At 64.5% G+C, this 16,667-nt stretch carries 9 protein-coding genes; 3 read left to right on the plus strand and 6 right to left on the minus strand.

Going from position 1 to position 16,667, the window contains the following annotated elements:
• Positions 1–34: 34 nt before the first annotated feature.
• Both P6U24_RS04115 and P6U24_RS04120 read right to left on the minus strand, forming a co-directional pair.
• Positions 35–484 (minus strand): DUF4399 domain-containing protein, encoded by a 450-nt coding sequence (locus P6U24_RS04115; protein ID WP_407157921.1) that lies wholly within the window; start codon positions 482–484, stop codon positions 35–37.
• A 259-nt stretch (positions 485–743) separates the two neighbouring features.
• Positions 744–1,553 carry an MBL fold metallo-hydrolase gene (locus tag P6U24_RS04120; RefSeq protein ID WP_407157922.1) on the minus strand — a complete coding sequence of 270 codons (810 nt, stop codon included), beginning with the start codon at positions 1,551–1,553 and terminating at the stop codon, positions 744–746.
• A gap of 164 nt (positions 1,554–1,717) precedes the next feature.
• Between P6U24_RS04120 and P6U24_RS04125 the strand changes: the two genes are divergently transcribed.
• Positions 1,718–2,602, plus strand: coding sequence for an alpha/beta fold hydrolase (locus P6U24_RS04125; RefSeq protein WP_407160770.1), 885 nt, complete (start codon positions 1,718–1,720; stop codon positions 2,600–2,602).
• On the opposite strand, the gene P6U24_RS04130 is transcribed toward P6U24_RS04125, so the two are convergent.
• The 3 genes from P6U24_RS04130 to P6U24_RS04140 all read right to left on the minus strand — a co-directional run bounded on the left by P6U24_RS04130 (position 2,599) and on the right by P6U24_RS04140 (position 5,823).
• Positions 2,599–4,125, minus strand: coding sequence for a permease (locus P6U24_RS04130; RefSeq protein ID WP_407157923.1), 1,527 nt, complete (start codon positions 4,123–4,125; stop codon positions 2,599–2,601). The genes P6U24_RS04125 and P6U24_RS04130 overlap by 4 nt on opposite strands.
• Positions 4,122–4,871: an ABC transporter ATP-binding protein gene (locus P6U24_RS04135; RefSeq protein ID WP_407157924.1), complete on the minus strand. Its 750-nt coding sequence runs from the start codon at positions 4,869–4,871 to the stop codon at positions 4,122–4,124. The genes P6U24_RS04130 and P6U24_RS04135 overlap by 4 nt, the downstream gene beginning before the upstream one ends.
• A 172-nt stretch (positions 4,872–5,043) precedes the next feature.
• A complete protein-coding gene (locus P6U24_RS04140) occupies positions 5,044–5,823 on the minus strand; it encodes a transglutaminase-like cysteine peptidase (protein WP_407157925.1) in 780 nt (259 codons plus the stop codon).
• Positions 5,824–6,438: 615 nt separating this feature from the next.
• Here P6U24_RS04140 and P6U24_RS04145 point away from each other — a divergent pair.
• Both P6U24_RS04145 and P6U24_RS04150 read left to right on the plus strand, forming a co-directional pair.
• Entirely contained in the window at positions 6,439–12,333 is a 5,895-nt protein-coding gene (locus P6U24_RS04145; protein WP_407157926.1) for a VCBS domain-containing protein, read from the plus strand.
• A 115-nt stretch (positions 12,334–12,448) separates the two neighbouring features.
• Positions 12,449–14,674, plus strand: a complete 2,226-nt coding sequence (locus P6U24_RS04150) for a CHASE2 domain-containing protein (RefSeq protein WP_407157927.1) — start codon at positions 12,449–12,451, stop codon at positions 14,672–14,674.
• 337 nt (positions 14,675–15,011) lie between these two features.
• On the opposite strand, the gene P6U24_RS04155 is transcribed toward P6U24_RS04150, so the two are convergent.
• The gene (locus P6U24_RS04155; RefSeq protein WP_407157928.1) at positions 15,012–16,607 is read right to left on the minus strand and encodes an ABC transporter substrate-binding protein; all 1,596 of its coding nucleotides are present in this window, start codon (positions 16,605–16,607) and stop codon (positions 15,012–15,014) included.
• Positions 16,608–16,667: the final 60 nt, after the last annotated feature.

Here is a 16,667-nt window from a genome sequence, read left to right on the forward strand (position 1 = left end):
GCGGCCGCGCGGCCGCAATTGATCCGTCATTACATTACTGCTTGGCGCTGGCCTCGCCGCCTTCGACCGTCACCGTGATGCGGTCCGACATCACGGGAGCCTTGTGCGGGATGTGGCTCCAGTCGCCGAGCACGAGCTGCAGCGTGTGCTTGCCCGGCGTCAGCTTGACCGAGGCTTCGGTCTGGCCCTTGCCGAAATGGACGTGATGCTCGTCCACCGGGATGGCTTCGTTGAGGGCGTCACCCGTCAGCGGCTCGGCATCGATCAGCAGGTGGTGATGGCCCGTGTTCGGCGCCTCGGTGCCGGCCGGCGCGATGCCCATGCCTGCAAGGCCGAAGCGGATCAGCACCGGCGAGGTCACGGTGTCGCCGTCCTTCAGGTTGATGAAATAGACCTTGGCGCCCTCGGGCGCGGGCGTTTCGCCGGCAGCGGCAAAGGTGGCCGTCGACAGCATCATTGCGAGCGCCAGGCATACTCGTCGCATTGCGATTCCTTCCTTAGCAAACAGAGAACATATCTTAACCGGGTGAGATGACGCAGCCATGATCGCATCCGATCGTCGGCACGGTCCATCCCGCAGAGCAACATGGAGTAGGGCGACCGGTTGGGGCAAAGCCGAGAGGAAATTATGGCGGTGCCATGTCCTTTGCCGGCGAACGGTTACAGTTGCGACGGCTCGCCGCCTGGTTGGGCTCACATTTTGGCGAGTGCAGAAAGTTGTCGCCGGTGCGAACCGGCGTTGCTCAGACCCCATCGAGGATGATCACGGTCGGCGTCGACGGCAGCGTCTCGCGCGAGATCCGCAAGCTGCGCTCGGCCCGCCGGTCGATCTCGAAATCCTGGCCGATTTTCCGCATGAACTCGTCAAGCGGCGTCGCGAAGCGATGCATCGGCAGCACGACCGAGGCACGCAGCCGTTTCGTGATCTCGGAGATGCCGTCGAGCGACATCGTATAGGTGCCGTCGATCGGCACCATCAGAATGTCGAGCCGGCCGATCGCGGCAAAATGGCTGTCATTGAGCTTCACATGCAGGTGGCCGAGATGGCCGATGCACAGACCCGCGACCTCGAAGATGAAGATCGAGTTGCCGTCCTTGATCATATCGATGCCGGAGGTGTCGCCGAAATAGCGGCGGATGTCGGTGGTGACGTTGCGGATCAAGACGTCACCAATATGTTCCGAAATCTGCGCCGGCTGCCCGTCGTTGCGCCAGCCATGCAGCACATGCGGAATGCGTGGATCGGGGAACAGCGTGTAGTGGGTGGAGTGGGCGCGGTTCATGGTGACGACATCGGGCAGGCGGCCGATCTGGTAAGCGCCGCTGTAGTCGGTCGCGACCCTGACGCCACCGGGCGTATCGATGAAATAGGTCGAGTGCCCGCCATAGGTGATCGCGACCTCGTCGCTTCCGGCCGCCGCGCTGCGCAGGCTGACCGGTGTCGTGCGTGGTCCGCCCGACATCGCCAGGCACTCGCTGCCGCGTGGCGCCTGTTCCGCCACCGCGGGTACCGAAACCAGCATCGCAACAAGGGCGAACAGTGCACGCAGCATGATGGTCCCCCTCTCGACGTCGCAGTCAGTGTACCGTCGATGCTGGAACAGAACTATCCTTCGTGCATCAACAGGGCGTCAGGACTCAGCAGCTAGGGAGAGCGACGTTGACCGAGCCATCCGGAGCGCAATCGCGGGCATCCTCGTCGGCGCGGCTGGAGCCGCTGCGCCATATCGAGGCGGGCGTGCTCGACATCGCCTATTACGAGACCGGGCCCGCCGGCGGGCCGGCCGTGATGCTTCTGCACGGCTTCCCCTACGACATCCATTCCTATGTCGATGTCGCCCCGCAGCTCGCGGCGCAGGGCTGCCGGGTCATCGTGCCCTATCTGCGCGGCTATGGTCCGACCCGGTTCCGCGATGTCACGACGCCGCGCTCGGGACAACAGGGCGCGATCGGCGCCGATTTGATCGCGCTGCTCGATGCACTCTCCATCCCGCGGGCGATATTCGCCGGCTATGATTGGGGCGGCCGCGCGGCCTGCGTCGGGGCCGCGTTGTGGCCGGAGCGTTGCGGCGGCCTGGTCTCTGTCAACGGCTATCTCATTCAGGACATTGCCAACGCGCAGAAGCCCGCCGATGTCGCCTTCGAAGTGGGCTATTGGTATCAATGGTACTTCCAGATCGAGCGCGGTCGCGCCGGCCTTGCCGCCAACCGGCGCGAGATCGCGCGCATGCTGTGGCAGCAATGGTCACCGAACTGGCGCTTCGACGATGCGACGCTCGAGCGCACCGTCGAAGCGCATGACAATCCCGATTACGTCGACGTCACGATCCACGGCTATCGCCATCGCTACGGACTGGCGGAAGGCGATCCGTGCTATGCCGAGATCGAGCACAAGCTCGCGGCGCTGCCGGTGATCACGGTTCCTGCGATCACGCTCGACGGTGAAGCTGACGGCGTCCTCCGGGCAACTGATGGGTCTGCGCACGCCGCGAAGTTCGCCGACCGCCGGGCGCATCGGGTGATCCCGCGCGCCGGCCACAATCTGCCGCAGGAGGAGCCAGAGGTCTTCGCTTCAGCAGTCATGGAGTTGGTAAAGAGTTAGTCCCGCCTTGGGCTGAGCTTCCAGGTGGCCGCCAGCAGCGCAAGCGTCATCAGGCCGGAGACCAGGGCGGCTGCGGGAATGGCCAGCACGAGTGCGGTGGTGGCCGCCCAGCCGATCGAGGAGAAGGCTTCGGCAAAGGTCGCGAGGCGCGAGGAGGTCTGGCGGCGGCGGAATTGGCTGCGGCGGGCCTGCACGCGAAACCAGAGCTGGATCGAAGTCGAGGCAATGGTCGCGATCAGCACGCCGCAGGCGGTCACGGCGGCCTGCCAGGGCGCGATCCAGGCCAGGGCTGCGATCAGCGGCGCGAAGATGATGCAGATCACCAGCAGCACCACCTCGATCTTGGCGCGGACGACGTGCGCCGGTGGCAAGGGCGCGGTGGCGACCAGCTCGGGCGCATCCTCGCCGGAGATGGTGAGCCAGGCGAGGCCGCCAGCGAGCTGGCCGGCCGCCATCACGATGACCGGCGTGATCAGCACGATCGCCGCCGAACTGTCCGAATAGCTGCGCCAGAGCAGCAGCGCCGGCGGCACCAGATAGAGCAGCTGCATCAGCGTCTGCGAGATCAGCCAGGGATCGCGTCGCAGTAGCACCAGCTCCTTGCGCCGCAGGGCCTGCTGGCGCGAGCCGCCGCGAAAGGCTTTGACGCGTGTGCCGGTTCGGCTGGAGACGCCTTGCGCGGCGGCGCTGATGGCGGTGTCGGCGAAGCGCGGCGCGAAGATCGCCATCACCACGCCGAGCAGCGTCAGGCTCGTGGCGAGCAGCAGCAGGAGCGCCTGCGCATCGCCGAGCACGGCGCGTGCCGGCCACCAGAGCGGGCTGTCGGGATCGGGCGCGATCGCGGCTGCCGTGTCCGACGTGAGAACCGCAAAGCGCGACAGCGTGCCGTAGGAGATGATCGCTGCGACCTGCAGCAGGATCACGAAGCCGGCGCCGATCACCGCGGCCAGGATCTGCGCGACCAGCCGCGTCCGCGCGGGGCCGATCAGCCGGAACAGCAGAATCGTGATTGCGATCGCCAGCGCCGCGGCCGAGAGCCCGACCGCGGCCACGACGGCAAAGCCGGCGAGCCAGCGCAGCCCGCCTTCGAACATCAGCACGTCGATGAAAGGCGTCGCCAGCAGCAGCGCCATGCAGGTGACCGAGAGCGCAATGGCTGCGATCCGCACCGAGAAGATCTCGGCCAGCCGGACCGGCGACGACATGATGAGATCGAGATCGGCGCGGGCATAGAACACGCGCGTCACCGACTCGATCGCCTGCGACAGCATCAAGGCCCAGGACAACATGATGGTGGCGGTGATCACGATCAGCGCGCTCTTGTCGAGCGGCAAGGTGATGTCGGCATAGCGGCCAACGACGGCCCAGGCCGGCAGATGCATCACCGCGCCAAAGATCAGCAGGCCGATGATGGCGGCGCGCGTGCGCCGGCGCCGCCCGCCGGTGATCATGCCGAGCCATTCGCGCCAGGCGAGCCGCAGCTCGTGGCGGGCGAACCACGACAGCGTCGTCGCCCGGGTCACGCGGCGTCCTCGACATCGACCAGCGCGATGAACAGCTCCTCGAGGCTGGTATCGGTATGCCCGTTCTGCTGGCGCAGCTCGGCCAGCGTGCCCTCCGCGAGCAGCCGTCCGGCCGCGATCACGCCAATGCGGTCTGCCATGCGCTCGGCCACTTCGAGGATATGCGTGGTCATGATCACCGTGCCGCCATTCTGCACCCGCTCGGCGAGCAGGCCCTTCACATGGCGTGCGGACACCGCGTCGAGCCCGGTGAGCGGCTCATCCAGGATGATGAGGCGGGGATCGTGAACCAGCGCGCCGGCGAGCGCCACCTTCTGGCGCATGCCCTTGGAAAAGCCCTCGCAGCGCTCATGCAGATGGCGCTCGAGCCCGAGCGAGATCAGGAGTTCGTGCGCGGCGCGGCCCGAGGTCGCCGGATCGATGCCCCACAGGCCGGCAACGAATTCCAGATATTCCAGCGGCGTCAGCTTGTCATAGATCATCGGCTCGTCCGAGACCCAGGCCATCACCTGCTTGGCCGCGATCGGATCGCGCAGCGCGTCGATGCCGAAGATCTCGACCGCGCCGGCATCGGGCCGCAGCAGGCCTGCGACCATGCGCAAGGTCGTGGTCTTGCCGGCGCCGTTGGGGCCGACCAGCGCGTAGAACTCGCCCGCGCGCACCACGAGGTCCAGCCCGTCGACCGCGGGGCGGTCGAAGCATTTGGTCAGTTCGCGCACGGCGAGGGCATTGGCTTGTGATGTCATGGCAAGATCATCCAGCTCGGGTCTGGGCGGCAGCTTCGCCGGAACTCGTTTCGGCACGGTGAATGGGCGCTCGCATCGCGATGCGCGAGGTACCAATGATCATGCTGCTGATCGGTTGCCGGCCGCAACCTGGCACCCGCGCACAACGACAGCCTCATGATGCCACGCGCCATCATTCGGCCGTCGCGACGGACGCCTGTGCCGCGGCGATCGTGGGGAGCGGCTCAGGCGCGCTGACCAGCAGCGGCCCATCGTCGTATTTGGCTATGCCGTTTTCATCGATCACGAACAGCGGGCGAACGTTCCTGGCATCGGTATCCTCAATCATCGCCATGCGCTGGTTGTCGAGCAACAGCCACTGGCCCTCGAGCCTCGCCGCCGCGACGGCGTGATCCTCGTGATGGAGCGCGTCGTGCAGGATCACGACGCGCAGATCGCGCGCCGCGAGGCCCGCCTGGCGCAGGGCGACATATTTCGCGATCGCGTAGTCCTCGCAATCGCCCGCGCCGCGGCTGAAGGTTGCAAGCGGCGAGCTCCAGACGTCCTCCTCGCCATATTGCGCCAGATCGCTCGCGGGGCGGAGCGCCAGGTTGACGGCGCGGTTGATCTCGCCGATCCGGGCGCGGCCCTCACGGCCGCGGCCCTGGTCGACGATGGCAAGGAAGCGCAAGGCGGCGGGAGAGGCGCAGCGCTCGCGATCGCCATCGCACAGCGCGATCTGGACGCGCTCGTCATCGAGCTTGCGTGCAAGTGCCTGCCATTTGTCGTTCAGCGTCCCGGCCAAGAGGTCCCACGCGCCAAGGCCAAATGGCTCGGTCGAATGACGAGCGGCCGCGAGTCCGGCCGGCTGCGCGATCGGGCCGGCCTGAAGGTTCGTTGCCATGGCGGCGCAGATCATGGCGCAGGCCAGCACAGCCACAAGCGATGCGCGTATGCGATCGAGACTATCCATGTTGACGCCCCACCCTCCGGGCATCGCGTCAGAAAGCGTCGTCGTGCCCGGCTCCTTGTCCGGGTCGGATGATGGGGCGAGGAGCTTTCGGTTCTTTTTAAGCCCGCGGCTTCCGCGCTTCATGATTGAAGTCAGGCAGAACGGGCGGTTGCGCCGATCCTTACAATTCGAGCGATCCAATCCACCGCCGCAGCCGTTTTGCGGGCCGTGGTCCACGATGTTTCTCTCAAAGGTTGTGGCTCGGCCGGCTTTTGCGGATATGGCTAATTTGATTCAAACTGCGCCCGCGCCGGACGCCCGTTCACGCTGGCCCGCACAGGAATACCGCATGGAGGGGCCCGCCAAGCTCGGATGGCCGCAGCAAATATCGACGCACCTGCTTGGACTTAGCGGATTTTCCGTGAACCTTTCACGGCACAAAAATACTCATGGTGTGGCAGAACGGACGACAGGAACAGTGTTAACAATTGGTAAATTCGGGAGCTTGCGCATCGAGCGGAGGGCGTGGTCAGCCCCGCAGGCACAAGCTGAGGATGGTTGGGGAATGCGACCGCCGGTGATATGAGGCCTCGGTCGTTCATTGTTACTTAATTATTAACCTATTGTGGTGGCTCCGTGAATTACGCTGGCAGTTTTCACGCCGCGCTTTTCCCTGACGGCCCGGGCGGGCATGCCCAAGGCAATGTCGATGGGACTGTACGCTTTGGCGCGCCGCCCGCGCACGCACCGGCAGATGCGATCGTCATTCCCGACGCGCATGTCCTGTTCAACGGCGATTTCAAGCGCTCAGGCACCGATCTCATTCTGTCTGCCGACGGCCACGAATTCGTCCTGCATGATTATTTCAAGGGTGAGAAGCGCGCTCCGCTGGCGTCGCCGGACGGCGCCCATCTCACCGGCGACATCGTCAGCGCGCTGACCGGCACCGTCCAGGTCAGCCAGGCGGATGGCACCGCAGCCGCCGGGAAGGTGATCGGCCACGTCACCAAGCTGCAAGGCACGGCAACGGCCATCCGCAACGGCGTTTCGATCATTCTGCACCAGGGCGACAACGTCGAAAAAGGCGATGTGGTCCAGTCGGGATCGGATTCCACGCTCGGCATCACCTTCGTCGACGGGACCGTGTTCGGCCTGTCGTCGAACGCGCGGATGGTGCTCAACGAGATGGTCTATGACGCCAACGGCTCGAACAATTCGACGCTGTTCAGCCTGGTCGCGGGCACCATCTCCTTCGTCGCCGGCCAGACCGCCAAGCATGGCGACATGAAGATCGACACGCCCGTGGCGACCATGGGCATCCGCGGCACCGCGGTGCTGGTCCAGATCGACTTCGACGTTTCCGGCCAGGGCGGCACGCCCGGCGCGAAATTCCAGGTGCTGGTCGAGCCGGACGGCAGAACCGGATCCTATGTGCTGCTCGACAAGACGACGCTGCAGCCGCTCGCGCTGGTCGACCAGGCTGGTCAGCAGATCAGCATCCAGAACGGCGTGATCAGCCAGACCGACACGACCCTGCCGCCTGATGTCCAGAAGCTGATCAACGACGTCTTCACGCTGAAGTTCACCGACAACACCAATCCAAAATCGAACACGCATTTCACCGACGTCGGGGTGCTGGAGACCACGCCGCTCAAATTCGCAGACGGCGGCGTCACGCCGGCCGCAACGTTTCTGGTCAGCAATACGCCGAACTCATTGCCGACGATCGGCCCGACTGATGCGCCGTTCCACATTCCGGGACCGCCGAGCGCCGTTGTGCTCGACGCATCCAGCCAGCCGAGCACTCATTTCACGCTGACCGAGCGGGTCGGCAAGACCGGCGATGCGATCGATGCCGATGTGGTGTCCGGCAAGATCAGTTACGCCGACGTCAATGGCGGCGATCATCCGTCTGCGTCGGTGACGTTCAAGTCGTTCGCCTACGCGAACGCACAGCATATCGACGTCAGCGGCTCGCTGAATGCGCTCCAGCTCAAGGCTATCGCGGCGACTGAGATCAATATCGCCGTGGTGCAGGACCCCGCCCGCAGCAACATCGGGACCGCAACCTGGACCTACAGCATTCCGGATCATGCGTTCGACTTCCTCGCCGCGGGCGAGACGCTGACGCTGACCTACATCGTGCGCGTCGACAATAATTTCGACCTGGGCAACGAGTTTACCGAGGTCCCGATCACCATCACGGTGACCGGCACCAATGATGCACCGGTCATCACGACAGGCGCGCAGACCATTGCATTGTCCGCCGGGACCAGCACGCACGGCGGCTCGCTGACAGCCGAAGATCCGACCGCAGGCAGCCTGAGCTTCGCGGATGTCGATCTGACCGACAGACATACCGTGTCGACGAAGCTGAGCAGCGCGGTGCTTCAGGGCGGAGGCAGCGTGCCGCTGGCGCTGTTCGAGCAGGCCTTCAGCGCCTCGCTCGCGGCCGACAGCACAGGGACCGGCAAGGGCGCCATCAACTGGTCGCTAGCGGGCCTGCCAGCCGACGTGGCGGATATTATTCCCGCAGGACAGACACTGACCCTGACCTATGCGGTGACGCTGACGGATTCGCAAGGTGCGACGTCCGAGCAGACCGTGACCGTGACCATCACCGGCACCGAAAATCCAGGCGAAATCTGGATCGGGAAGGCGAGCGGGACGGATGGAGAGGAGCGCGCCGCATCGGCATCGGCGCTGCTGTGGCGTGACGGCGCCAATTGGAAGACCGGACATGCGCCAACCGCTAACGATGACGTCATTATCAAGACCGATGCGTCGCAGGGGCTGACACCGGATTTTCCGGTGACCATCGATCAGGATGCCTTCGCCAAGACGGTGACGATGGACGATGCCGGTGGCGGCAGCACGCCGGAGCTGGACAATCTGAGCACGCTCACGATCGGCGGCGCGCTGACCCTGCATGCGGATGCCATTGTGCAGAATGCCGGCACCATGCGCGTCGGCGGAGAGGCCGAGCTGCTCGACCAGAGTGTGCTTGAGAATTTCGGCACACTGGTGCTCGCGGGCGGCGGCGACTTCGGCCCCGCGACTGGCGTCACCAACACCGGTACCATCGAGCTGTCCGCCGGGACGTTGCATGTCTCTGCCGAGGTCGTGAATTCCGGAAGCGATAATGACGGGCTGATCCAGGTCGATGCGCCCGCCACGCTCGTTCTCGAGGGCGGCGCGATTGTCGGCGGCGGCATCACCGTGGCGGGCATGCTGGAGCTCGACGGCGGCAGCGTCCTGAGCGAGGGCTGGCTCGCCAATTTCGGCACGATCACGGTCTCGGGCAGCGGCAATGCGCTCGATGGCGAGACCGTCACCGCCAACAATGCGCTGAACATTCTCGCTGGCGCCACGCTCACGCTCGACCTCGGCACCGTCTTCGACAATAACGATGGCACCATCACGGTGAACAAGGGGGCCACGCTGTCCCTGAACGATGCCGGCATCATCGGTGGCCATATCAGCAATGTCAGCGGCGGCACGGTCGCGCTGACAGGGCTGGCCGCGCTGATCGGCTGGACGCTCGGCAATTCCGGCGATCTCGCGGTCAAGGCGACCGGCAATGTGCTCTACGGCGAGACCGTCACCAACGAAAGCAACGCGACCATCACAATCGCGGTCGCCGGCGCACTCGCGCTGACCGACGCCACTATCACCGGCGGCACCGTTCATAATTCCGGCGAGATCGACGTCGTTGGCGACAGCACGCTGGACGGCAGCGCGGTCGATGGCGGCGCGATCATGATCGGCGGGCCGGCCTGGCAGGACGGCGGCGGCGATGACGTGCGCACGGTTGCCCTTTTCGAGGGCGAGCAGGTCCCGGTCACCCTGACGCTGAAGAACGGAGTGGTGGTCACTGACGGCGACCTTGCGATCGGGCCGTATTCCATCCTTGATGTCGCGACAGCCGGCGGCGCCACGTTGTCGGGGGTGAATGTCACGAACTGCGGCGCCATTGATGTGGACGCGAAGTCGGTGCTGGTCCTCGCGCACAGCAGCATCGGCGGCGGCGATCTCGTCAATGCCGGCACTGTGCATGTCGAGACCAACGCCGCATCGACCTTCGACAATGTCGATATCGACAACGGTGCGGCAGGCGCGATCGTGGTCGACGACGATGGCGGAACGCCGGTGCCATCGACACTGGTACTCGACGGCGACACGACGATCGCCGGCGGCACGATCAGCATCGGCATGGCCGGCACGCTCGAGATCCACGGCATTGCCGTGACCTTGTCGGACACCCACGTCGACAATGCCGGCACCTTTACGGTCGATAGCGGTGCGATCCTGGATCTCGCGGGCACCTCCGTCACGGGAGACGGCACCTTTCAGATCTTCGGCACGCTCGAGGCGACCGGCTTCAACGCGATCGGTGGCGCCGTCATCAATGACGGCACGATCGAGGTGAAGAGCGGGACGCTCGATATTGGCGGCGCGATCAGTGGCACCGGCTCGATCGTCATCGATCAGGGTGGCACCCTGGAGCTCGGCGGTGCCGATGCGCTGGTGGTGAAGTTCGTCGGCGACGGCAGCAGTGAGCTGGTGCTCGACGCCGCCGGCTCGGTCAAGACCGTCCAGGGCCTCGGAATTTCCGACAAGCTCGATCTGACCGCGGTCAAGTTCGCCGACGATCCGACCGCGACCTATGATGCCAAATCCGGCCTGCTGACCGTCAGCGACAGCGCCGGCCATACGGTAAGCCTGACGCTGAGCGGCACCATCGACTACAGCCACGCGCATTTTGCCAGCTCCGACGACGGACATGGCGGGACGCTCATCACGCTGAGCGCCAAGGACGATGCGCCAACGGTTGCCGCGGATGATGCGGCGCAAGCCGGCACGATCCATGAGCGCGCCGACACGAGCGGGTCGTCGCAGATCGACGGCGTCAGCGGCTCGATTCACTTTGGCGATATCGACCTGACCGACCGGCCGATCGCAACGATGTCGACGCCCGCCCTGACATGGACTGCGGCGAACCACACCACCGACATGACGGCGTCGCTCACGCCGGGTCAGATCACCGCGCTGGATCAGGCGTTGACCATCCAGCAGTCCGGCAACACCAATAACGGCACCGTCGACTGGGGCTACAAAATCGCCGACGGTGCGCTGGATTTTCTCGGTTTCGGCCAGACCTTGACGGTCACCTCGACGGTGACGATCGACGATCACCAAGGTGGCAAGATCGACGTTCCGGTGACGGTCACGATCGACGGCGCCGAGGACGCTCCCGTCATCCTTGGGGAGACCAATCCGGCGGTGCAGACGGTCATCCTGGCGAAGTCGCCGATCGTACTCGCTGCCGGCACCACCTTGAATACGGCTGGTCTTGCGACCGAGACGTTCGATCAGCAGCAGGCTGGCTCGGCCTCCAATAACGGCCATGGCCACGGCGATTTCTACAGCACCGCCCTGCAGGCGTGGATCGATGCGGACGGCAATGCCGGTATCGTGCATGGCTCGTCCTCGGTGTCGGCCGCGCCTTACGTCGGCCAGGGCGCTCAGGACGGCTCGAACTATCTGAGCATCGGTGCGCATGCGCAGGCGACCATCACCTTCGACCATCAGCAGAACAGCTTTGGCCTGTATTGGGGGTCGGTCGACGCTTACAACAGCATCGACTTCTACAATGGCAACAAGCTGGTCGCAGCTTACGATGGCAGCGACGTCGCGCCGCTGCTCGCCAATGGCGGCCAGGGTTCGTTCGCCTCCAACGGCTATGTCGAGTTTCTCGACCTCGCCCCGTTCACCAAGGTCGTGCTGCACAGTAGCCAGAACGCCTTCGAGATCGACAATGTGTCCGCGGGCTACCTCGACGATTCCCACGTCAAGCTCGCGAGCGCAATTGGCGGCACGCTGACCGTGACCGACAAGGACATCGGCGACACGCTCACGGCGTCGGTGATCGGCGATGCCACCATCAAGTACAACGGCTCGTCGCATCTGCCTGGCGGTCTCGACGTCGACGCGCTGGTCGATGCCGGAGCGATCAAGTTTGACAGTGTCAGCTCCGACGGCAAGACTGACCTGCTGCACTGGACCTATGATCCGGCAGGCGCCAGCCTCGATTTCCTCGAGCCGGGCGATACGCTGACCGTCACCTACCAGGCGCAGGTCAGCGACGGGCATGGCAGCTTCGGGCTGCAGCCGCTGACTGTCACGATCACCGGCAACGGCTCGCCGGCCGTGGTCGGCACCGCGCAGAACGACACATTCGATGACGTCGGCGGCGGCGTGATCGTCTTCGGCAAGGGCGGCAACGATACCTTCGTGTTCACGCAGCAGTTCGGCAGCGCCACCATCGCCGATTTCGACGTCAACAAGGACACGCTCGAAGTCAATCATGCGTTGTTCGGAGCGTCGACGCAGGACATTCTGAACAGCGCCCATGCTGCGAATGCCGGCCACGACACCGTCCTGGTCGATGCGGCGCATGAGACGATCACGCTGAAAGGCGTGACGCTCGCGCAGCTCACCGCGCATCCGAACGACTTCCATATCGTCTGACCGTGCCGCCCGCGGGATAGCGCATCTGGAGCGTTGCCAAGCGGGGCTACCACAGGGATAAGGGAGCTGTTGGTCCCTTGACACCATCCGCTGCGATGCCGACCCTGGACATCAGATGAAACGCCTCCGAGCCGTGCCACGATGGTTTGCGCGCCGGTTCGGCTATGCGCGGCTGATGTGCCTCGTGCTGCTGATCGGCTTCGCCGCGCTGCGCATTGCCGATCCGGCGCCGATCCAGGAGCTGCGCCTCCGGACCTTCGACAATTTCCAGGTGATCGAGCCGCGCGTGAAGACGATGCGGCCGGTCACCATCGTCGATATCGATGAGAAGAGCCTGGCCAGTCCCAGGCTCGGTCAATGGCCTTGGCCGCGCACCCGCATTGCCGATATCGTCACCAACCTGGCTAAGCTGGGCGCGGTGGTGATCGCCTTCGACGTCGTGTTCGCAGAGCCTGACCGCCTGAATCCCGACATCGCTGCCGATACCTTCTCCGGACTTGACGAGACCACGCGCGACAAGCTGCGTGCTCTGCCGTCGAACGATCAGGTGCTGGCGGATGCCTTGCGCGCCTCGCGGGTGGTGCTTGGCGAGGCCGCCGGACCGGATGTCCATGCGGGGCTCGACAAGGCATTGCCGGTGACTGGCCTCGCCCTCATCGGGGAGCCGCAGCAATTCATGTTCAAATTCGCCGGACTGCTCCGCAACGTGCCGGTGCTCGAACATGCGGCCGCTGGCCGCGGCCTGTTCAACATCAGCCCCGAACGCGATGGCATCATTCGCCGGGTGCCGATGATCATGCAGGCGCAGGACGTGATCATGCCGTCGCTGAGCTTCGAGATGCTGCGCCTGGCCAGCCGTTCGGACACCGTGCTGATCAGGGCGGATACAGCCGGCATCATCGGCCTCGGGCTACGCGGCTTTCAGATCCCGACCGATCGCAATGGCCAGATCTGGATCCATTATGCGCACCGCGACCCCTCGATTTACGTCTCGGCGATCGATGTGCTCAAGGGACGGGTGCCGGCGGAGAAGATCGCCGGCAAGCTGGTGTTGATCGGTCCGTCCGCAGCCGGGCTCAACGACATCAAGACCACGCCGGTGTCGCCGGCGATGCCGGGAGTCGAGGTGCACGCGCAGGTGCTGGAGAGCGCATTGGTCGGCGCGCTTCTGCAGCTGCCGACGTGGGGGCCCGCCGCCGAATTCGGCACGGCCTTGCTGTTCGGGCTGCTCGTCATCATCTTTGCGCCGCGGCTCGGCGCGGTGACGCTCGTCGTGGTCGGAGGGCTGTTCGCGACGGCGCTGATGGGCGCTTCCTGGTACTCTTACACGCAGCACCGGCTGCTGCTCGACTTCACCTATCCCTTGCTGTCGACCACCGCGATCTACTTGACCCTGATCTTCGCGAGCTTCGTGCGCGAGCAGAGCCAGCGCCGCCAGATCCGCACTGCCTTCAGCCAGTATCTGTCGCCGGCGCTTGTCGAGCAGCTTGCGCATGCCCCGCCAAAGCTTGGCGGCGAGGAGCGCGAGATCACCATCATGTTCTCGGACGTGCGCGGCTTCACCTCGATCTCGGAGAGCTACAAGCACGATCCGCAGGGCCTGACCCAGCTGATGAACCGCTTCCTGACGCCGCTGACCAACGCCATCATCGCACGCAAGGGCTATGTCGACAAATATATGGGCGACGCCATCATGGCGTTCTGGAACGCGCCGCACGAGGACGCCGATCATCATATCAACGCCTGCGAGGCCGCGCTCGACATGCTGGACCGGATCGACGCGGTCAACATGGTGCGCGAGCAGGAGGCGAAGGACGGCGGTCACGTCTACATCCCGCTCAAGGTCGGCATCGGCCTCAACACCGGCATCGGCGTGGTTGGCAACATGGGCTCCGACCTCAAGTTCAACTATTCCGCGCTTGGCGACAGCGTCAATCTCGCCTCGCGCCTGGAAGGTCAGACCAAGGAATATGGCTTTCCGATCATCGTCGGCTCGCGCACCGCGATGGCCGTCAAGGACCGCCTTGCGATCCTCGAGCTCGACTTCATCATGGTGAAGGGCAAGAGCGAGCCGGAGGTGATCTATGCGATTGCCGGCCGCGAGGATGTCATGCTCTCCGAGCGCTTTCAGCGCCTGCGCAATCTCACCATCGAGATGCTGGCCGCGTATCGCAGCCGCGACTGGGACGAGGCGCTGGCCGCGATCGCGCGCGGCCGCAAGACCGACGAGGCGCATACGCTGGCGCAGCTCTATGATCTCTATGAAGCTCGCATCCGCGACTACCAGGCCGATCCGCCGCCGGAGGACTGGAACGGCGCGCATGCGCTGTTGACGAAGTAACGTTGCGCTTGCTTGCCGTCATTGCGAGCGAAGCGACTTGTCCGCCATAGCCCGAAGGGCGACGGCGGAAGCAATCCAGAGTCGACGAGAAAGTCTGGATTGCTTCGTCGCCTTCGGCTCCTCGCGATGACGGCGGTTTGCCATTCCACGATCTGCCAATGAATCGAAGGTGTCGTCCCTGTCAGGCGCGCAATTGCGCGCCGAGAACGCAGGGACCCATAACCACAGGACTCAATTGAGGGCGAGAGGCTTGCGACTCCGCTCGATGAAACAAATAACCGCCGCGGGAGTATGGGTCCCGGCTCGCGCTTCGCTTGGCCGGGACGACAGCCGTGATCTATTCCACCCCGATCGTGGTCAAATCCTGAAACCAGTGCTGCGCCTGCACGAACCGCTTGATCTTCGGCGATAACGCATGCGGGTTGGTGTCGTGCACGACCCAGACCAGCACGGCATCGTCGACGACAAGCGCATGGGCCTGCGCGATCAGCTCGTCCTGCTTGACCGGATCGAAGGTCTGCTTGGCTTCGGTGATCAGCGCGTCCACCTTTGGATTCTTGTAGCCGCCCCAGTTGACGCCGACCGGCGCGATCTGGTCGGAGGCGAAGAAGCGCACGATCGCGTAGAGCGGATCGGAGGTGACATAGGCGATGTTGTTGGCGGTGATGCCGCTGTTCATCTCGTCGGCTGCGCCCTTGCGCCAATGCGTGTAGAGCGTCTCCAGTTCGACCACTTTGAAATCGATGTCGATGCCGATCTCTTTGAAGCTCTGCTGCAGGAATTCGTTCATCGGCAGCGACAGCATCTGGCCGGTACCGCCCTGCGCGATGATGAATGTGGTCTTCAGCGGCTTGTCCTTGGAGTAGCCGGCTTCCTCGACCAGCTTCTTGGCCGCGGCGAGATCGTACTTAATGTCGAAGCTCGGCTTGCCGAACCACGGGCTCGACGGATCGACCTGGCCCTTGGCCGGCTTGGCAAGACCGTTCATCAGTCCGACCACGGCGTCGCGGTCGATCGCGAGGTTGAGCGCCTTGCGCAGGCGGATGTCGGTCCAGGGCGAGCCCGGCAGCACGCTTAAGTGATAGTTCCAGACATGCGGCGTGATGTTGTCGACGATTCTTATGCCGGCCGCCTTGAGCTGCGGCACCGCGTCCGGCGCCGGCGTCTCGATCAGATCGACCTGGCCTGCGAGCAGCGCGTTGGTGCGAGTCAGCGCTTCCGACATCGGCACCAGCACGAGCTTGTCGACCTTCGGAAGCCTGCTCTTATCCCAATAGTCCGCGTTCTTCGTGAGCTCGGCGAGCTCGCGCGGTACCAGCTTGGTCAGCTTGAACGGGCCGGTGCCCGAGGGCTGGCTGGCGAACTTGTCCCAATCCTTGCCCAGCTTCTCATACTGTGCTGGGCTCGAAATCAGGAACCAGAGCATCTGGTAGGGGAAGAAGGAGTCGACCGTCTTGGTCGTGATCTCGACCGTATAGTCGTCGATCTTGGCGTAGCTCGCGACCGAGGGCAGGCGGGTCTTGACCTGGGCGCTCTGCCGCTTGTCGAATTGGGGTGCCTTATCATTGAGCACCTTGTCCAGATTCCAGATCACCGCGTCGGCAGTGAAATCGCTGCCATCGTGAAACTTGACGCCCTTGCGCAAGGAAAAGCGCCACTTGGTCTTGTCCTTGTCGTCGACCTTCCACTCGGTGGCGAGGCCGGGGATCAGCTTGCCCGGTCTGTCGGCGCTGCTCATGTCCCATGCGACCAGCGGATCGTAGATCGTATAGCCGGTGAACTGATAGGCGCCGGCGCCGCGATCGGGCTGGCCCGTGGTCAGCGGCACATCGGCCATCGACATGCCGTAGCGCACCACGGTTTCGGCGCGCGCGGATGGTGCGGACAGGCTGACCGCAACCGCGGTGACAAGCAGCGATAATCGGGCACGCATGTAGAACTCCTCGGGGAAAACGCTCAAATTTGATGCGTCCGGAGGCTGCAAGCTTGGTGC

Origin of the sequence: Bradyrhizobium sp. STM 3557 (genome assembly GCF_045571465.1) — a bacterium.
In the GTDB taxonomy this organism is placed as follows: Bacteria; Pseudomonadota; Alphaproteobacteria; order Rhizobiales; family Xanthobacteraceae; genus Bradyrhizobium.

Bases quoted from the DNA above. Each gene is read 5' to 3' on its own strand.
- P6U24_RS04115 (WP_407157921.1), bottom strand. From the start codon at position 484: ATGCGACGAGTATGCCTGGCGCTCGCAATGATGCTGTCGACGGCCACC.
- P6U24_RS04120 (WP_407157922.1), bottom strand. From the start codon at position 1,553: ATGCTGCGTGCACTGTTCGCCCTTGTTGCGATGCTGGTTTCGGTACCC.
- P6U24_RS04135 (WP_407157924.1), bottom strand. From the start codon at position 4,871: ATGACATCACAAGCCAATGCCCTCGCCGTGCGCGAACTGACCAAATGC.
- P6U24_RS04140 (WP_407157925.1), bottom strand. From the start codon at position 5,823: ATGGATAGTCTCGATCGCATACGCGCATCGCTTGTGGCTGTGCTGGCC.
- P6U24_RS04150 (WP_407157927.1), top strand. From the start codon at position 12,449: ATGAAACGCCTCCGAGCCGTGCCACGATGGTTTGCGCGCCGGTTCGGC.
- P6U24_RS04155 (WP_407157928.1), bottom strand. From the start codon at position 16,607: ATGCGTGCCCGATTATCGCTGCTTGTCACCGCGGTTGCGGTCAGCCTG.